Source organism: Pseudolysinimonas sp. (assembly GCF_039912695.1).
In the GTDB taxonomy this organism is placed as follows: Bacteria; Actinomycetota; Actinomycetes; order Actinomycetales; family Microbacteriaceae; genus Pseudolysinimonas_A.
Window position 1 is genome coordinate 26,634 of record NZ_JBDSPJ010000013.1, and the last position, 15,472, is coordinate 42,105.

Annotated in this window: 18 protein-coding genes; 5 read left to right on the top strand and 13 right to left on the bottom strand. The window is 65.6% G+C overall.

The genetic code is table 11. The annotated features are described in order from the left end of the window. Positions 1 to 31 precede the first annotated feature (31 nt). Positions 32 to 709: a transcriptional repressor LexA gene (gene lexA / locus ABIR17_RS04030; protein ID WP_348003075.1), complete on the top strand. Its 678-nt coding sequence runs from the start codon at positions 32 to 34 to the stop codon at positions 707 to 709. 12 nt (positions 710 to 721) lie between these two features. Here the strand turns inward: lexA and ABIR17_RS04035 are convergent, their stop codons facing one another. Together ABIR17_RS04035 and ABIR17_RS04040 are read right to left on the bottom strand one after the other, a co-directional pair. Next, positions 722 to 1,483 (bottom strand): alpha/beta fold hydrolase, encoded by a 762-nt coding sequence (locus ABIR17_RS04035; protein WP_348003076.1) that lies wholly within the window; start codon positions 1,481 to 1,483, stop codon positions 722 to 724. Positions 1,484 to 1,531: 48 nt separating this feature from the next. Continuing rightward, positions 1,532 to 2,470 (bottom strand): LysR family transcriptional regulator, encoded by a 939-nt coding sequence (locus tag ABIR17_RS04040; RefSeq protein ID WP_348003077.1) that lies wholly within the window; start codon positions 2,468 to 2,470, stop codon positions 1,532 to 1,534. 120 nt (positions 2,471 to 2,590) lie between these two features. Here ABIR17_RS04040 and ABIR17_RS04045 point away from each other — a divergent pair, with 120 nt between their 5' ends. The 3 genes from ABIR17_RS04045 to ABIR17_RS04055 all read left to right on the top strand — a co-directional run bounded on the left by ABIR17_RS04045 (position 2,591) and on the right by ABIR17_RS04055 (position 5,222). Further along, positions 2,591 to 3,577, top strand: coding sequence for a putative oxygenase MesX (locus ABIR17_RS04045; RefSeq protein WP_348003078.1), 987 nt, complete (start codon positions 2,591 to 2,593; stop codon positions 3,575 to 3,577). Continuing rightward, on the top strand, positions 3,574 to 4,611 hold the full coding sequence (locus tag ABIR17_RS04050; RefSeq protein WP_348003079.1) for a methionine synthase: 1,038 nt from the start codon (positions 3,574 to 3,576) through the stop codon (positions 4,609 to 4,611). The genes ABIR17_RS04045 and ABIR17_RS04050 overlap by 4 nt, the downstream gene beginning before the upstream one ends. A gap of 98 nt (positions 4,612 to 4,709) precedes the next feature. Next, the gene (locus tag ABIR17_RS04055) at positions 4,710 to 5,222 is read left to right on the top strand and encodes a flavin reductase family protein (protein WP_348003269.1); all 513 of its coding nucleotides are present in this window, start codon (positions 4,710 to 4,712) and stop codon (positions 5,220 to 5,222) included. A 36-nt stretch (positions 5,223 to 5,258) separates the two neighbouring features. On the opposite strand, the gene hflX is transcribed toward ABIR17_RS04055, so the two are convergent. Then, positions 5,259 to 6,749: a GTPase HflX gene (hflX, locus tag ABIR17_RS04060; protein ID WP_348003080.1), complete on the bottom strand. Its 1,491-nt coding sequence runs from the start codon at positions 6,747 to 6,749 to the stop codon at positions 5,259 to 5,261. Between the two features lie 84 nt (positions 6,750 to 6,833). On the opposite strand from hflX, the gene ABIR17_RS04065 reads away from it, so the two are divergent. Next, positions 6,834 to 7,487, top strand: a complete 654-nt coding sequence (locus ABIR17_RS04065) for a methyltransferase (RefSeq protein ID WP_348003081.1) — start codon at positions 6,834 to 6,836, stop codon at positions 7,485 to 7,487. Between the two features lie 49 nt (positions 7,488 to 7,536). Here ABIR17_RS04065 and dapF read toward each other — a convergent pair whose 3' ends face one another. The 10 genes from dapF to pgsA all read right to left on the bottom strand — a co-directional run bounded on the left by dapF (position 7,537) and on the right by pgsA (position 15,433). Beyond that, entirely contained in the window at positions 7,537 to 8,463 is a 927-nt protein-coding gene (gene dapF, locus ABIR17_RS04070) for a diaminopimelate epimerase (RefSeq protein ID WP_348003082.1), read from the bottom strand. Beyond that, positions 8,426 to 9,361, bottom strand: a complete 936-nt coding sequence (gene miaA / locus ABIR17_RS04075; RefSeq protein WP_348003270.1) for a tRNA (adenosine(37)-N6)-dimethylallyltransferase MiaA — start codon at positions 9,359 to 9,361, stop codon at positions 8,426 to 8,428. The genes dapF and miaA overlap by 38 nt, the downstream gene beginning before the upstream one ends. After that, on the bottom strand, positions 9,351 to 10,913 hold the full coding sequence (gene miaB, locus ABIR17_RS04080) for a tRNA (N6-isopentenyl adenosine(37)-C2)-methylthiotransferase MiaB (RefSeq protein ID WP_348003083.1): 1,563 nt from the start codon (positions 10,911 to 10,913) through the stop codon (positions 9,351 to 9,353). The genes miaA and miaB overlap by 11 nt, the downstream gene beginning before the upstream one ends. 79 nt (positions 10,914 to 10,992) lie before the next feature. Further along, positions 10,993 to 11,415: a hypothetical protein gene (locus ABIR17_RS04085; protein WP_348003084.1), complete on the bottom strand. Its 423-nt coding sequence runs from the start codon at positions 11,413 to 11,415 to the stop codon at positions 10,993 to 10,995. A 27-nt stretch (positions 11,416 to 11,442) separates the two neighbouring features. Further along, the gene (locus tag ABIR17_RS04090) at positions 11,443 to 12,150 is read right to left on the bottom strand and encodes a regulatory protein RecX (RefSeq protein WP_348003085.1); all 708 of its coding nucleotides are present in this window, start codon (positions 12,148 to 12,150) and stop codon (positions 11,443 to 11,445) included. 5 nt (positions 12,151 to 12,155) lie between these two features. After that, positions 12,156 to 13,310 carry a recombinase RecA gene (gene recA / locus ABIR17_RS04095; RefSeq protein ID WP_348003086.1) on the bottom strand — a complete coding sequence of 385 codons (1,155 nt, stop codon included), beginning with the start codon at positions 13,308 to 13,310 and terminating at the stop codon, positions 12,156 to 12,158. Between the two features lie 298 nt (positions 13,311 to 13,608). Next, positions 13,609 to 13,833 (bottom strand): DUF3046 domain-containing protein, encoded by a 225-nt coding sequence (locus ABIR17_RS04100; RefSeq protein ID WP_348003271.1) that lies wholly within the window; start codon positions 13,831 to 13,833, stop codon positions 13,609 to 13,611. Positions 13,834 to 13,884: 51 nt separating this feature from the next. Beyond that, complete coding sequence (locus ABIR17_RS04105) at positions 13,885 to 14,208, bottom strand: helix-turn-helix transcriptional regulator (protein WP_348003087.1); 324 nt, start codon at positions 14,206 to 14,208, stop codon at positions 13,885 to 13,887. Between the two features lie 146 nt (positions 14,209 to 14,354). Then, on the bottom strand, positions 14,355 to 14,819 hold the full coding sequence (locus ABIR17_RS04110) for a CinA family protein (RefSeq protein WP_348003088.1): 465 nt from the start codon (positions 14,817 to 14,819) through the stop codon (positions 14,355 to 14,357). Beyond that, entirely contained in the window at positions 14,816 to 15,433 is a 618-nt protein-coding gene (gene pgsA / locus ABIR17_RS04115; protein WP_348003089.1) for a CDP-diacylglycerol--glycerol-3-phosphate 3-phosphatidyltransferase, read from the bottom strand. Before pgsA ends, ABIR17_RS04110 begins: the two co-directional genes overlap by 4 nt. Between the last annotated feature and the right edge of the window lie 39 nt (positions 15,434 to 15,472).

The window sequence follows — 15,472 nt, forward strand, 5'->3', positions numbered from 1 at the left end:
CCCGCCACCGACATCCCGCCAAGGAGGCACTATGGACGACACGATCCGCGACAGCGAGGAACGTCCCAGCACGCGCCGACGTACGTCACTCAGCGAGAAGCAGATGGCGATTCTCGAGATGATCCAACGCTCCGTGGCGAGCCGGGGCTACCCGCCGAGCATGCGCGAGATCGGCGATGCTGTGGGTCTCGCCTCGCTGTCGAGTGTGACCCATCAACTCAATCAACTCGAGCTCTCGGGCTATCTCCGTCGCGACCCCAACCGGCCGCGTGCCCTCGAGGTGCTCATTGAACTTCCGGGGCTCGACACCACGGACACGGGCATCGCCGTCGGCGACGCTGCCATGGTGCCGCTCGTCGGCCGCATCGCGGCGGGCATCCCGATCACCGCCGACCAGCAGATCGACGAAGTGTTCCCGCTCCCCCGTCAGCTCGTCGGCAAGGGCGACCTGTTCATGCTCAAAGTCGTGGGCGAGTCGATGATCGACGCGGCAATCTGCGACGGCGACTGGGTCGTCATTCGGCAGCAGAAGTCTGCCGAGAACGGTGAAATCGTCGCGGCGATGCTCGATGGCGAGGCGACCGTCAAGGTCTTCCGTCAGCGTGACGGCCACACCTGGCTGCTGCCGCGTAACTCTGCGTTCGAGCCGATCCTCGGTGACGATGCCGAAATCCTCGGCAAACTCGTCGCCGTGCTGCGCTCGGTCTGAGCCCTCGCCGGCCTACGGTCGGTCCGAGCCGTCGTCGGCGCGGGCTCCCCGTGGCGCGTGTCGAGCCACCCAGTCCCGCAGCAACATCATGAACGCGGCGTGGTCGTCGCGGAAGACGGTATGGCCCGCCACGGGCACCCGTTCCACCGTCATTCCGAGCTCGCGCAGCGCGGCCTCGTCGCGGACGCCGATCAGCATGCTGCGCTCGGCGAGCACAACGAGCGACGGCGCCACGAGGGAGTCGGGCGGCCTCAGCGCACTCGTACGTGTGAAGCCGAACAGCGTGCGCCGGTCCCAGAGGGCGAGGGTCGCTAGTTCCAGGTCGACATCGTCATCGCCCCAGCGCGGGTTGAGGCGCCGGAGGGTCCACCCGTTCGGCCGCGGTGAGAGCGCAAACACCGCTTTGAGCGCGATCCCATGCAACCCGCGCGGGAAGCCGAACGCCGGGTCGATGTACACAGCGGCGCGGGGGCGGATGCGATCCCCGACCCTGGAGGCGACGAGAGCGCCGAGCGAGTGGCCGACCAGCAGGTCGATGCCGTCGCCGACGACCGGCTCGAGCGACTCGACCACGTCATCCGCCCACGCCGCCGGGGAGTACCGCCGTGATCGCGGGCTGACGCCGTGCCCGGCGAGGTCGACGGTCACAACGCGGAACCCGTCCTCGTGGAGCGCGGCCGCGACCCGGTGCCAGGCGCGGTGATCGGACTGGATGCCGTGCACGAGCACAGCCACGCGATCCCCGGTTATGGAGTCGTGCACCGCTAGCCGCATCCCGCGAGATTACCTGCGGATACAGAGAAGACCCGCGATCGACGTCGGTCAGCCGAGCAGCGCGACGCCAAACTCCGCCACGACGGTCCGCACTTCAGCGAGATAGCGCTGCGCCTGCTCGGTGAGCGGAATCGCGGAGTGGCCGATCCAGCCGATCTCGATGCGTTCGTCGACGTCGAGCGGGATAGCGGCGATCTCCGGGTCGAGGTCGTCGCTGATGATGCCCGTCGAGATCGTGTAGCCGTCGAGTCCGATCATGAGGCTGAAGATGGTTGCGCGGTCAGAGACGCGGATCTCCCGAGTGCTGGACAGGGTGGAGAGGATCTCCTCGGCAAAGTAGAACGAGTTGTTCGCCCCCTGGTCGAAGGTGAGTCGTGGCAGCTCGGCGAGATCGGCGAGGGTGACGCGTTCCCGTGAGGCGAGCGGATTCGTGCGGGAGATGAAGATGTGCGGCGAGGCCACGAAGAGCGGGTGGAATGAGAGCCCGGAGTCGCGCAGCAGTTTGTCGATGACCTTCTGGTTGAAGTCGTTGCGGTAGAGGATGCCGAGTTCGCTCCGGAGCGTTCGGACATCCTCGATGATGTCCCAGGTGCGGGTTTCCCGCAGAGAGAACTCGTACTCGGCCACATCGCTCGCCTTCACCATGCGCACGAACGCGTCGACCGCGAACGAGTAGTGCTGCGTTGACACCCCGAGCAGCCGTCGTGACGGCCGACCGAGGTAGCGGTGCTCGAGGAGCGCGACCTGTTCGATGACCTGCCGGGCGTAGCCGAGGAACTCGGCCCCGTCAGCGGTGAGCGTGACCCCTCGGGCCGAGCGAACGAGGAGGGCGCGGCCCACCCGTGTCTCGAGATCCTTCATCGCTGCTGACATCGTCGGCTGGGCGACATAGAGCAGATCGGCGGCGGCGCTGATCGACCCCTCCGCTGCGACCTCGACGAAGTAGTGCAGCTGCTGGAGCGTGATGGCGCTCGAGACCCGAGACATAGTTCCAGGCTATAGCAACGCATAGCCCTAGCGAGTTACCCGATAGCCGCGATCCACCCGCACGATGAGTTGACCGTCTTCCGCACGGCTCCTCGGCCCACCACGACCGGAAGTGCACGCATGACGAACCCCTTCACGTTCACCATCACCACGACACGTTTCGACGAAGACTACGAACCGTCGGGCGGCACTCGCGCCACCACGAACTTCGCCAATCTCGCCCGCGGCGAGCACCGTCAGCAGAACCTCCGCAATGCGCTGACGATGATGACCCGCCGATTCAACGAGCTCGCACACTGGGACAACCCGACGGGGCTCCGTTACGACGTCGAGCTCGACATCATCTCGGTCGAGGTGCGGTTCACCGCGGACGGCACCGACCAGGCGTTCCCGGTGATCGAGATGCTCGAGATCCAGATCGTCGATCTGTTGACCGGAGTGCGCCGTCGGGGGATCGTCGGCAACAATTTCTCGTCGTACGTGCGCGACTACGACTTCAGCGTCGTTCTGCCTGCCGCGAAGGCCGCGGGATCCGGCATCCCGGCGGACTTCGGCGATCTGCACGGCAAACTGTTCCAGCACTTCGTCGACTCGGAGGCCTACCGGGAGCGTTTCCCACAGTCACCGGTGATTTGCATCAGCGTCTCGACGAGCCGGACGTACCAGCGAACCGGGAACCACCATCCGGTCCTCGGCGTCGAATACGAGCAGGACGAGTTGTCGATGACGGACGAGTACTTCGGCAAGATGGGCCTTACGGTGCGCTTCTTCATGCCCCCCGGCAGCGTGGCGCCGCTCGCGTTCTACTTCCGCGGCGACCTCGTGAACGACTACACCGATCTGCAGCTCGTCGGCACGATCAGCACGATGGAGACGTTCCAGAGGATCTACCGACCGGAGCTCTACAACGCGAACTCGGCGGCCCCCAGGATCTACCGGCCGAGCCTCGAGCAGCAGGACTACTCCCGGACGCACATTGAGTACGACCGCATCGAGCGCAGCCAGCTCGCGGCCACGCAGGGCGCGTATACCGAGGAGCATTTCATCACGCCCCATCGGGACGTGCTCGAGCGGTGGGCGGCGGACTACGCGGTGCCCGTCGCATGAGCACCCTCCTTCCCACCTCGATCGTCGGCAGCCTGCCGAAGCCGTCGTGGCTCGCGACGCCGGAGACCCTGTGGTCGCCGTGGACGTTGGAGGGCGACGCCCTGGCCGAGGGCAAGCAGGATGCCCTGCGGATCGCCGTCCAGGAGCAGCGACGGGGTGGCATCGACATCATCAGCGACGGGGAGCAGACCCGCCAGCACTTCGTCACGACGTTCATCGAGCATCTCAGCGGTGTCGATTTTGAGCAGCGCGAGACGGTTCGCATCCGCGACCGTTACGACGCGAGCGTGCCGACCGTCGTCGGTGCCGTCAGCCGCGAAAGGCCGGTGTTCGTCGAGGACGCGAAGTTCCTGCGCCAGCAGACCGACCAGCCCATCAAGTGGGCACTCCCGGGCCCGATGACGATGATCGACACGCTTTACGACCGCCACTACAAGAGCCGCGAGAACCTGGCGTGGGAGTTCGCGACGATTCTCAATCAGGAGGCGCGAGAACTCGAGGCCGCAGGGGTCGACATCATTCAGTTCGATGAGCCCTCGTTCAACGTCTTCTTCGATGAGATGAAGGACTGGGGAGTCGCAGCCCTGGAGCGCGCGGCAGAAGGGCTGCGCGCAGAAACCGCTGTGCACATTTGCTACGGCTACGGGATCAAGGCGAACACCGACTGGAAGGCGACCCTGGGGTCGGAGTGGCGGCAATACGAGGAATCCTTCCCTCTCCTGCAGCAGTCCGCGATCGACATCGTCTCGCTGGAATGCCAGCACTCCCATGTGCCGATGGAACTCATCGAACTGATCCGGGGCAAGAAGGTCATGCTCGGTGCCATCGACGTGGCAAGCGAGACGATCGAGTCGCCCGAAGAGGTCGCCGATACCCTCAGGAAGGCACTGCAGTTCGTCGACGCGGACAAACTCATCCCGAGCACGAACTGCGGCATGGCTCCGCTGCCCCGGCACGTCGCGCGCGGGAAGCTCGGCGCGCTCAGCGCCGGTGCAGACATCGTTCGCCAGGAGCTCGCGGGGCAGGCCCGGTGAGCGTGCACTGGCACCGGCTCGAGGATGTCACCTCGGTTTCTCCGAGCGCCCCGGTTTCTCCGAACGCCTCGGTTGCTCCGAACGGGGGCCGCGTCGACATGCTCGACTCCGGTCTCAGCCCGGAGGACTTCAAACTCGCGTTCCGGCATCACGCGGCGGGAGTTGCCGTCATCACCGCCGATGCGGGTGACGGACCGGTCGGCATCACCGTGTCATCCGTCTTCTCGGTCAGCGCCGAGCCGCCGTTGATGGTGTTCTCGATTTCGGGCCGCTCCTTCAGCGCTCCCACGATTCGTCGCGCCGAGACCCTCGTCATCCACCTCCTGAGCGCTCAGCAGCTGAACATCGCACGGCTGTGCTCAACCAGCGGAATCGACAGGTTCGCGGACACGTCGATCTGGAGCCGACTCCCCACCGGAGAGCCGCACTTCCCTGGTGTTCCGGTCTGGATTCGGGGCCGAGTGATCAATCGCATGGAGGCCGGCGACTCCACGGTCATCGCCGTTCATGCGCTCGAGTCCGTACACGCCGACATCCAGACGGAGACTCCGCTGGTTTACCACAATCGGAGCTGGCACGCGCTCGGTGACGCATCCCAGCTCGACGGCTGACGGCAATACCGGCCCGCGAACATCCCCTACGGACAGTCAGCCCCTCAGCGCCGCCGTAATCTTCTTGGCAATACGGTCGGTCGCCAAGAGCCGGAGGCGCGTGCCGTCTTCCTCGTACTCGGTCTCGATTACTCGGGCAATCTGATACGCGAGCGAGATGATTTCACCGCGGTCGTACGGCACGAGAAGATCGAGTTCGACATCCGGCTGCGGCAAACGGTCCGCGATCCGTGCTCGCAATTCGTCGATGCCTTCACCGCTGCGCGCACTCACGAAGACGGCCGTCGGCTCAAGGCCACGCAGCACCATCCGCCGGTCGTCGTCGAGAAGATCGGCCTTGTTGAACGCCACGATCTCGGGGAGATCGCGGGCGCCGACGTCTCCGATGACGTCCCGAACCGTCGCCAGCTGTGCGGCAGGGTCGGGATGCGCGCCGTCGACAACGTGCACGATGACGTCGGAATTTCCGACTTCCTCAAGCGTCGAGCGGAAGGCTTCGACGAGCTGAGTCGGCAGGCTCCGCACGAACCCGACGGTGTCGGCGAGGGTAAACTCGCGGCCATCGGGCGTCGTGCTGCGGCGGACGGTCGGGTCAAGGGTCGCGAACAACTGGTTCTGCACGAGAACACCCGCCTGGGTCAGCCGATTGAGCAGACTCGACTTGCCCGCGTTCGTGTAGCCGGCGATGGCGACACTCGGGACCTCGAAGCGATCCCGGTTGGCGCGCTTGGCTTCGCGAGCTGGGGCGAACCCCTTGATCTGCTTGCGCAACCGCGACATCCGGTCGTGGATGCGGCGCCGGTCGAGTTCGATCTTGGTTTCACCCGGACCACGGCTTCCCATTCCGTTGCCGGCGCCGACCTGACCACCGGCCTGACGGGACATCGACTCACCCCAGCCGCGGAGGCGAGGAAGCAAGTACTCCAGTTGGGCGAGCTCAACTTGAGCCCTGCCTTCGCGACTTTTGGCGTGCTGACTGAAGATGTCGAGAATGACGGCCGTGCGGTCGATCACCTTCACCTTCACGCGGTCTTCGAGTGCACGCCGCTGGCTGGGGGCGAGTTCGGTGTCAGCGATCACAGTGTCGGCGCCGAGTTCGGTGACGATCGCTGCGAGTTCGGCGACCTTGCCCTTTCCGAAGTAGGTCGACGCGTCGGGGCGCCGACGGCGCTGCAACACCCCGTCGAGTACGACGGCACCCGCTGTTTCGGCAAGGGCGGCGAGTTCACGCATCGAGTTCTCGGCGTCCTCGGTGTCGCGCTCGTAGACGCCGATCAACACGACGTTCTCGATGCGCAGCTGCCGGTATTCGACCTCGGTGACATCCTGAAGTTCAGTGCTCAGCCCGGGGACTCGACGCAGCGCCGAACGGTCGTCACGATCGAGTTGATCACCGTCGGCATCGATGTAGCCGTCGGGTTCCTCCTGGAGTGCCTCTGCTCTTCGGGAACCGAATCTGCTCACCGCGGCTCCCCGCGATTCGTCGGTCGCGAGCACCCGGTCGATAATGCGGTCTGGGTCGGTCATGGTCGTCTCACCCTAGTTCTTGGTTTGATGGGGTCTTGGGGGATTGTGGTTCTGGAGGCCGAGGGTTTTCGGTAGGTTCTGTGCATGGCTGCTCCCGAGCACTACTTCTCGGCGAACCCGGGAGGGGAGCTGGTCCCCCGCACGATCTCGGCGCGGTTGGCGGGCCGAGACCTGGAGCTGACGACCGCAAACGGCGTCTTCAGCCCCGACCGAGTCGATGTCGGAACAGCGGTTCTTTTGGCAAACGTTCCGGCGCCGGCACCGGGCGGCAATCTGCTCGACCTCGGCTGCGGTTGGGGTCCGGTGGCACTCTCGCTCGCGCTCGAGTCCCCCCGTGCGACAGTCTGGGCGGTCGATGTCAACGAACGTTCCCTCGATCTCGTACGCATGAATTCTTCGAAGCTCGGGATCACCAACATCACGGCGTGCCTTCCGAGCGAAGTTCCTGTTGACACCATGTTCACCACGATCTGGTCGAATCCGCCGATCCGAGTCGGCAAGAACGAATTGCACGGGATGCTGCTGCATTGGCTGCCGCGACTCGAACCGGGATCGGATGCCTGGCTTGTCGTGCAACGCAATCTCGGATCCGATTCGCTGCAGCGTTGGCTCCATGCCGAACTACCGAAGGACTTCGCGATCTTGCGTGCGGCCACCAACAAGGGCTACCGCGTGCTGCGCTGCCGGCGTCGTTCCGGGGGAACATCCCCCATCGACATCATCCAGCCTTCGGCCTGATCCGGCGCTGAACTCATCGGGACAGCACGCTGATCTGGGCCGGACTACCTCAAACGAGCTTCACAGTTCCCGAGAATACCAGCTCGGCGGGACCACTCAACAGCACGTGATCACCATCGGGGTGAGTGACGACGCGCACCCGAACGGTGCCGCCCGGTACATCGACAATCCAGGCCGCCGGAGCGCCCTCGCCCGCCCAATGCCGAGTGGCAAGCGCAGCGGCCGCCGCGCCGGTTCCGCAGGACAGCGTCTCTGCGGACCCGCGCTCGTGCACGCGCATGGTGATGCGACCACTGCCGTTCTCGACGAGCGGATCCGCGGGCACGACGAACTCCACGTTGACGCCGTCCGGCGGCGGCGGAGTAACGACGGGAGCCGTGCCGAGCTCCAGCCCGTCGAGTTCGGCACGATCGGCGAGGGCGACCACGATATGAGGATTGCCGACACCGACAGCGAGCCCCGGGCGATCGACGTGAAGCCCGTTGGCTGCGACCATCGCTTCGCCCGCAATCACGAACGGCCCCAGGTCGACTTCGTACCCATCCGCCCGGCGCGACAGGTGCCGAACTCCCCCGCGCGTGCCGATCGCGACGGTGCTGCCGACCTTGAGGTCGAGCAGACCTTGGGCGACCAGATACGCACCGAACACGCGGATGCCGTTTCCACACATCTCGGCCGTGCTGCCGTCGGCATTGTGATAATCCATGAACCATTCGGCGGCCGGATCTTCGGCGAGAGCAGCCGCACCCTCCGGGAGCCGCGTCGAGCGCACCGCACGCAGAATGCCATCCCCACCGATCCCAAAATGACGGTCGGCAAGGCCCGCCAGGTCGTCGGGGGAAAGGGTGATCGCGCCCTCGGGGTCGGCGAACAGCACGAAGTCGTTGCCGGTGCCGTGCCCCTTGGTAAAGGCGATCTCGGTGGTCACGTACGAAAGGCTAGTCCGCAGGTCTAGCGACCGCCGCCAGGGCGGCATCCACTCGATCGGGAGCGTCTGCTTCGAGCCAACGAGTCTGGCGGTACCTGCCGAACCAGCCAACCTGACGACGCGCGTATCGACGGGTGAGCGCTGCCGCTTGCTCGATCGCCTGCTGTTCCGTCAGCTCGCCTCGCAGCTGCGCGGTCGCCTGCGCGTAGCCGATCGCGCGGCTCGCTGTCACTCCGAACCCGGCAGGAAGCAGCCGCTCGACCTCGGCGACCAGCCCGTCGCGCCACATCGCGAGCACGCGCGCGTCGAGGCGTTGCACCAAGCGTTCGCGTTCGACCCGAAAGCCGATCGTCACACTGGGCCGCCACAACCGGGTCTCCTCCGGGAGGCCTGCGCCAAACGGCGCGCCGGTGAGTTCGATGACCTCGAGGGCGCGCACCAGCCGTCGCCCGTTCGCCGGGCCGATGGCTTCGGCGGCAGCCGGATCGACCTCGCGAAGTCGACGGTGCAAAATGCCGGGTCCCGCCGACTCGAGCTCGGCTTCGAGCCGGGCACGAATCTGCGGATCGGTTCCCGGGAACTGGAAGTCGTAGAGCACGCTTGAGACGTAGAGCCCGCTGCCGCCGACCAGGATCGCGACGCCTTCTCGTTCGACAATCTCGTCGATCACGGCTCGCGCAACCGTCTGGTAGCGCGCGACGCTCGCCTCGTCGCGCGGCTCCAGAACGTCGAGGAGGTGGTGCGGGATGCCGCGGCGCTCGGCGGGCAGAACTTTCGCTGTGCCGATATCCATGCCGCGGTAGAGCTGCATCGCGTCGGCGTTGATGATCTCGGCATCCCGACCGGTCGCGCGCAGCCGTTCGGCGAGGTCGAGGGCGAGCGCCGACTTGCCGGTTCCGGTGGGACCGACGATCGCGACGAGGCGGGCGGCGGCGTCAGTGACCAGCGGGACGCGTTCCGAGCAGCGGTGCGCCGAATGACGGCAGACCGAGGTTGATGGCTCCGCCGGAGGACGGGGTCGCAGGAACCGCACACGACGCCGCTTCAGCGCGGTCCCAGGCATCGCCGCCGCGCGTGCGACGGACGGCGAGCACGCCGTCGGCGGGTGCCGCGATGAGGAAGTGCGGTTTCGCCTGCGTCACGACGACGCTCACGACATCGCCCGGACGCGGGGCGAGGCCGTCCGCGGGGACATCGAAGTGCACCAAGCGGTTGTCTTCGGATCGGCCCGACATTCGGGTGGTCGCCTCGGTGCCGCGCACGGCATCCCGACGCCCTTCTCCGGCCACGAGAACTTCGACGCTGGTGCCGATGACCTTCGCGTTCTCCTCGCCCGAGATGCGCTCCTGAAGCTCGGCGAGACGCTCGTAGCGTTCCTGAATGACTGCCTTGGGGATCTGATCGGGGAGGGTGGCCGCCGGCGTTCCTGGGCGAACCGAATATTGGAAGGTGTACGCGGAGACGAAGCGGGCTTGCTCGACGACCCGAAGGGTTTCGGCGAAGTCCTCCTCGGTCTCGCCCGGGAAGCCCACGATGATGTCGGTCGAGATGGCGGCATGGGGCATCCGGTCGCGAACCCGGTCGAGGATGCCCAGAAACTTCTGAGCCCGATAGGACCGACGCATGGCCTTCAGCACCCGATCAGAGCCTGACTGCAGGGGCATGTGCAACTGAGGCATCACGTTCGGGGTCTCGGCCATCGCATCGATGACGTCGTCGGTGAAGGAAGCCGGATGCGGGCTGGTGAACCGCACTCGCTCAAGGCCCTCGATCTCGCCGACCGTGCGCAGCAGTTTGCCGAACGCCAAGCGATCGCCGAATTCGACCCCGTAAGAGTTGACGTTCTGGCCGAGCAACGTGATCTCGATGACCCCGTCGGCGACGAGCATTTCGATCTCCGACAGGATGTCGCCGGGCCGCCGGTCTTTCTCTTTACCGCGCAGGGACGGGACGATGCAGAACGTGCAGGTGTTGTTGCAGCCGACCGAGATCGACACCCAACCACTGTGTGCGGCATCCCGACGTGCGGGAAGAGTCGACGGAAAGACATCGAGCGACTCGAGAATTTCGATCTGCGCTTCGTCGTTGTGCCGAGCCCGCTCAAGCAGCGTGGGAAGTGAACCCATGTTGTGAGTGCCGAACACGACGTCGACCCAGGGAGCCTTGTCGAGGATGACCGACTTGTCCTTCTGGGCAAGGCAGCCCCCGACGGCGATCTGCATCCCCTCGTGTTCCCGCTTGATGCTCGCGAGGTGGCCCAGGGTGCCGTACAGCTTGTTGTCCGCGTTTTCCCGCACCGCGCAGGTGTTGATCACGACAACATCCGCGACTCCCCCGTCGGCGCGCACGTAGCCCGCCGCCTCGAGGGAACCCGACAGGCGCTCGGAGTCGTGCGCGTTCATCTGGCAGCCGAAGGTGCGCACCTCATAGGTGCGGCCGATCGCCCGTGGATCCGGGGATGACGGCGCATCCGAGGATGACGGCGCGAGCAAGGTCATGCTCGAAATTCTAGGCGTCAGGAATGGCGGAAGGGGCCGGCCATGCGGCCGACCCCTTCCTGGGTGCTGTGATCTTGGGTCAGCTCTTGACGAGCGGGAGGGTGAAGGAACCGCCGGTGAAGCTACCGCTCATCGTCATCGCGCTGCTGCCGTCGTAAACGCCAGTCATGTCGATGTTGCCGTCGGTGAACTCAACGTGGACGGTGACTCCCGTGCCACTTTGAGCCCAGACGTCGGTGGTGTCGTCAAACTTTGCGCCGGCGTCGTACTGCAGCCCAATGGTGTGGTCGGGCTGGAATTCGAGGCTCCAGGTGTCGCCGTCGGAATCTGTTCCCGTCCAGGTGGTGCCGCTGATGCTGGTGGTGGTGGTGGTCGTGCCTCCGCCAGTGCCTCCACCCGTACCTCCGCCGGTACCGGGAGTCGGGATGCCGAAGCAGGCCGTGAGTGAGGCGAGGAGCAGGAGGGCTGCGGATGCGGTTGCGAGAGTGCGTCGTGCGTTCATGGAACTCACTTTATCGGGGGACCACTGTCAACCAAAAGTTACGCTGCGGCGGTTCGAGCGAGGAATCGCCTGTTCCACGGCGGCCCGGATCGTGCTTCCGCCGTAGCCTCGCCGCGCGAGGTACGCGCTCAGCCGTCGAACTGCCGTCTCCCGGTCAAGATCTCGAAGCTGGCCGGCACGTTTGATCGCGATCTCACGTGCGCGGGAGAGTTCGTCGCCGGAGTCGATCAGCTCGAGCCCGTATTCGATCGCCGCGGGCGCCAGCAGGCGCCGGGTGAGTTCCGCGGCGATCGCGGAGCGCCCGAGTCCTTTGCGTTCCTGGAGGGTTCCGACCAGGTTCTGGGCGAGCGCGACATCGTCGAGATAGCCGTCTTGTTCAAGTCGGGCAAGCTCGTCGGAAATCTCGGATTCTTCGAATTCGCGATCACGGAGATGACGTTCCATCTCACGTCGGGACATGCCGCGTCGCGCGAGCGCGCTGATCCCCACGTGATGGGCAGCACTCAGCGGAGCGCGGTCGTCGGGTGGGACAGCTGTCGCGCGAACAGCCGACCGGCGCGACGACACCGTGTCGAGAGCGTCTGCCTCCAGAGTGGCAGCCCCCAGAGTGACTGCCTCCAGAGTGACTGCCTCGCTCGTGCTTGCGTCAACCGCACTCGCCTCGACGGGCTGAAAACCCGGAAGGTACGAGACGCGTGCAAGTCTTTCGCCACGGGTGTCATCGAGCCGGTCCATGTCGGCTACTCCCCTGCTGCTTTGAGCACGGGGAACTCGTCAGCCGAATCGGCGGCTACGTCGGCCGGTGCGCTGGCTGCGAGGTTCGCGGCGGCGGCCTTGGCGCCCGCTGCCGACCCGGCAGCGATGGCCGCCACGTTGGAGGCTGCTTCGGCCTTCGCCGCGGCACCGACACCCAGCTTGGTGAGGATCTTCTTCTCGATCTCGTCGGCCATCGCCGGGTTCTCGAGCAGGTAGCTGCGGGCGTTCTCTTTGCCCTGACCGAGCTGGTCTCCGTCGTAGGTGTACCAAGCGCCCGACTTGCGCACGATCTCCTGATCGACCCCGTAGTCGATCAGGCTGCCTTCCCGCGAGATGCCGGTGCCGTACAGAATGTCGAACTCGGCCTGCTTGAAGGGCGGGGCCATCTTGTTCTTGACGACCTTCACGCGGGTGCGGTTGCCGACGGCATCCTGCCCGTCTTTGAGCGTCTCAATGCGACGAATGTCGAGTCGTACCGAGGCGTAGAACTTGAGCGCCTTGCCGCCTGAGGTGGTCTCGGGGCTGCCGAAGAACACGCCGATCTTCTCGCGGAGCTGGTTGATGAAGATCATCGTGGTCTGCGTTTGGTTGAGCGCACCCGCGAGCTTGCGCAGCGCTTGCGACATGAGTCGGGCCTGGAGGCCGACGTGTGCGTCGCCCATCTCACCCTCGATCTCGGCCTTGGGCACGAGCGCCGCGACCGAGTCGATGACGATGAGGTCGATCGAGCCGGACCGCACGAGCATGTCGGCGATCTCGAGAGCCTGCTCACCCGTGTCAGGCTGCGACACCAGGAGGGAGTCGATGTCGACTCCGAGCTTCTTCGCGTACTCGGGGTCGAGCGCGTGCTCGGCATCGATGAACGCCGCGATGCCGCCCGCCTTCTGCGCGTTCGCGATCGCGTGCAGCGTCAGGGTCGTCTTACCCGAGGATTCCGGACCGTAGATCTCGACGATGCGGCCGCGCGGGAGGCCGCCGATGCCGAGGGCAACGTCGAGGGCGATCGATCCGGTCGGGATGACCGCAACGGGGGCTCGGTCGTCGCTGCCCAGGCGCATGATGCTGCCTTTGCCGAACTGACGGTCGATCTGGGCGAGGGCGGTTTCAAGGGCCTTCTCGCGGTCTGCAGGTGTAGGCATTGCGGTCTCCTTCTTAGTTCGGCGGGATCTGTCAGCAAACTGAGTGTCCCGATGATGGTGCGCCCATCGGCTGCCGTTCCTTCGCGAGCCGGTGATGCAAGGCTCGCGATATCGCGACAGGGCTAGTCGTTGTTCCGACGAGTGCGACGCTATGCCTCGGTACCGACATCAACCGGGACCGACGGGCCCAAACGTGCACAACTCGTCTTCGAACGACGTTGAGAAGGAGACTACGCCGAACCGAACACATGTTCGATACATCCGAGACGGCGTGTCGAATGCCGCCGCCGCTGTGCGGTCAGCCGCGCGTCGGCTTCGGCCGACCGGCGCCGTGCCAGCGATCCGGCGGCACGTCTTGAACGCGACACAGAGCGATCCACACTCCGCGGGCAGGCATGCCGGCGGCGAGAGCCTGCTCGGCCGTGCGATTGCCCAGCTCGACGATCACGGTGTCGCGAAGCAGAACGGCACCGAAGGCGCCGAACTCGTCATGAACGGCTCGGGTGAACTCGCTGAGTTTCAGGGGCTGAGTCTCAGAGTCTGAGCTGCGGAGGCTTGAGTTTCGCGGCCAGCGTTAGCGAACGGCGAGGTCGGCGTCGAATTCCGCGATCAGATCGTCGGGCAGAGTGTCCGGAACCGTGACACGCGGGTCGAAGGTCACACCTTCGACAACGGCGAGGCGGTCGCCCACCTCGCGCATGATGACCGAGATCGGGGTGTCGAGGGCATCGGCAACCGACGCGAGAATCTCGCTCGAAGCCTCTTTCTGCCCGCGCTCTACTTCACTCAAGTAGCCGAGCGCGACGGAGGCGCGCGACGCGACCTGGCGAAGGGTCATCGCCTTCTGGAGGCGAAAATCACGAAGGACGTCACCGATTTCTTGACGGACCAGGATCATGGTGTTCCTCCTTCACAGTGTCTTCGGAGCCCTCACGGGTTCCGGGTCGGAGTGGTAACGCTACCCGACCGATTGGGCCAACTCTAATTGCCCTCCCATTGGTGAACGCTGGGACGACACGATCTGTAACAGGATCGAAACGCCGACTATTCCGCGAGTTCCTCGAGCAACAGTCGCACCACAGCATCCACCGTTTGTTGCCTGATGCTTGCACGGTCCCCCGACAGCCGGAGTCCTTGCGAACGGGTGCCCGCGATTGTCGAAATCCCGAGCCAGACCTCTCCCGGTTGATGGCCATCCTGCGCGTCTGGGCCGGCCGCGCCGGTCGTGGCGAGGCCGATATCAGCTCCCAGCCGCGCGCGCACTCCCGACGCCATCTGCTCCGCGACCAGGGGGTGGATGGCGCCCTCCCGTTCCAAGAGGGAGGCATCAACTCCCAGCAGCTGGGCTTTCAGGTCGGTCGCATACGCCACGATCCCGCCCCGGACGACCGCGGAGGCACCCGGAACCGACACGAGCTCGGCGACGACCAGGCCGCCGGTGAGCGACTCGGCGACTGCGACAGTCAGCCCACGCTCGACGAGTGCGGCCACCACCGCCGCGGCGGTCACGGAGCGGTACGGGCGGCGGGGCGACCCTTCCAGGCCGACCAGAGGTATTCGGCGCCGCTCACCAGGGTGACGATCACCGCGAGAGTCATCAGCACGATGTCGACAACGTTGAAGGCGGGGTGGGTGCTCTCGCCGAAGAAGGTCCAGAGCGGGATGATCGCAAACGAGATCGCGACGATCTGAACCCAGGTCTTGATCTTGCCCAGAATCGACGCGGCGATGACGTGATCCTTGAGGGCAACCAGTCGCAGCACGGTGATGCCCACCTCGCGCACCATGATGACGATCGTCACCCACCACGGCAGTTCGCCGAGGATCGACATCCCGATCAGCGCTGCGCCGATGAGGACCTTGTCGGCGATCGGGTCGAGCAACTTTCCGGCGTCGGTGACAAGGTGAAGGCGGCGAGCGAGGAAGCCGTCGACGCCGTCGGTCGCGGAAGCGAGGATGAACAGCCCGCCGGCGACAAACCGCAGAAAGCCGAGTTCGCCGTCGTCAACAAGGAGCAGAATCAGGAAGACCGGGGCCAGCAGCATCCGGGCGATCGTGATGAGGTTGGCGATGTTTCCTGCGCTGGCGACAGTGTCGCCGTCGCGCACGACCCGGCCCCGCATCGGGTTGACCCTGGGGGGGCGAGTACCGCTGGCTGGCGT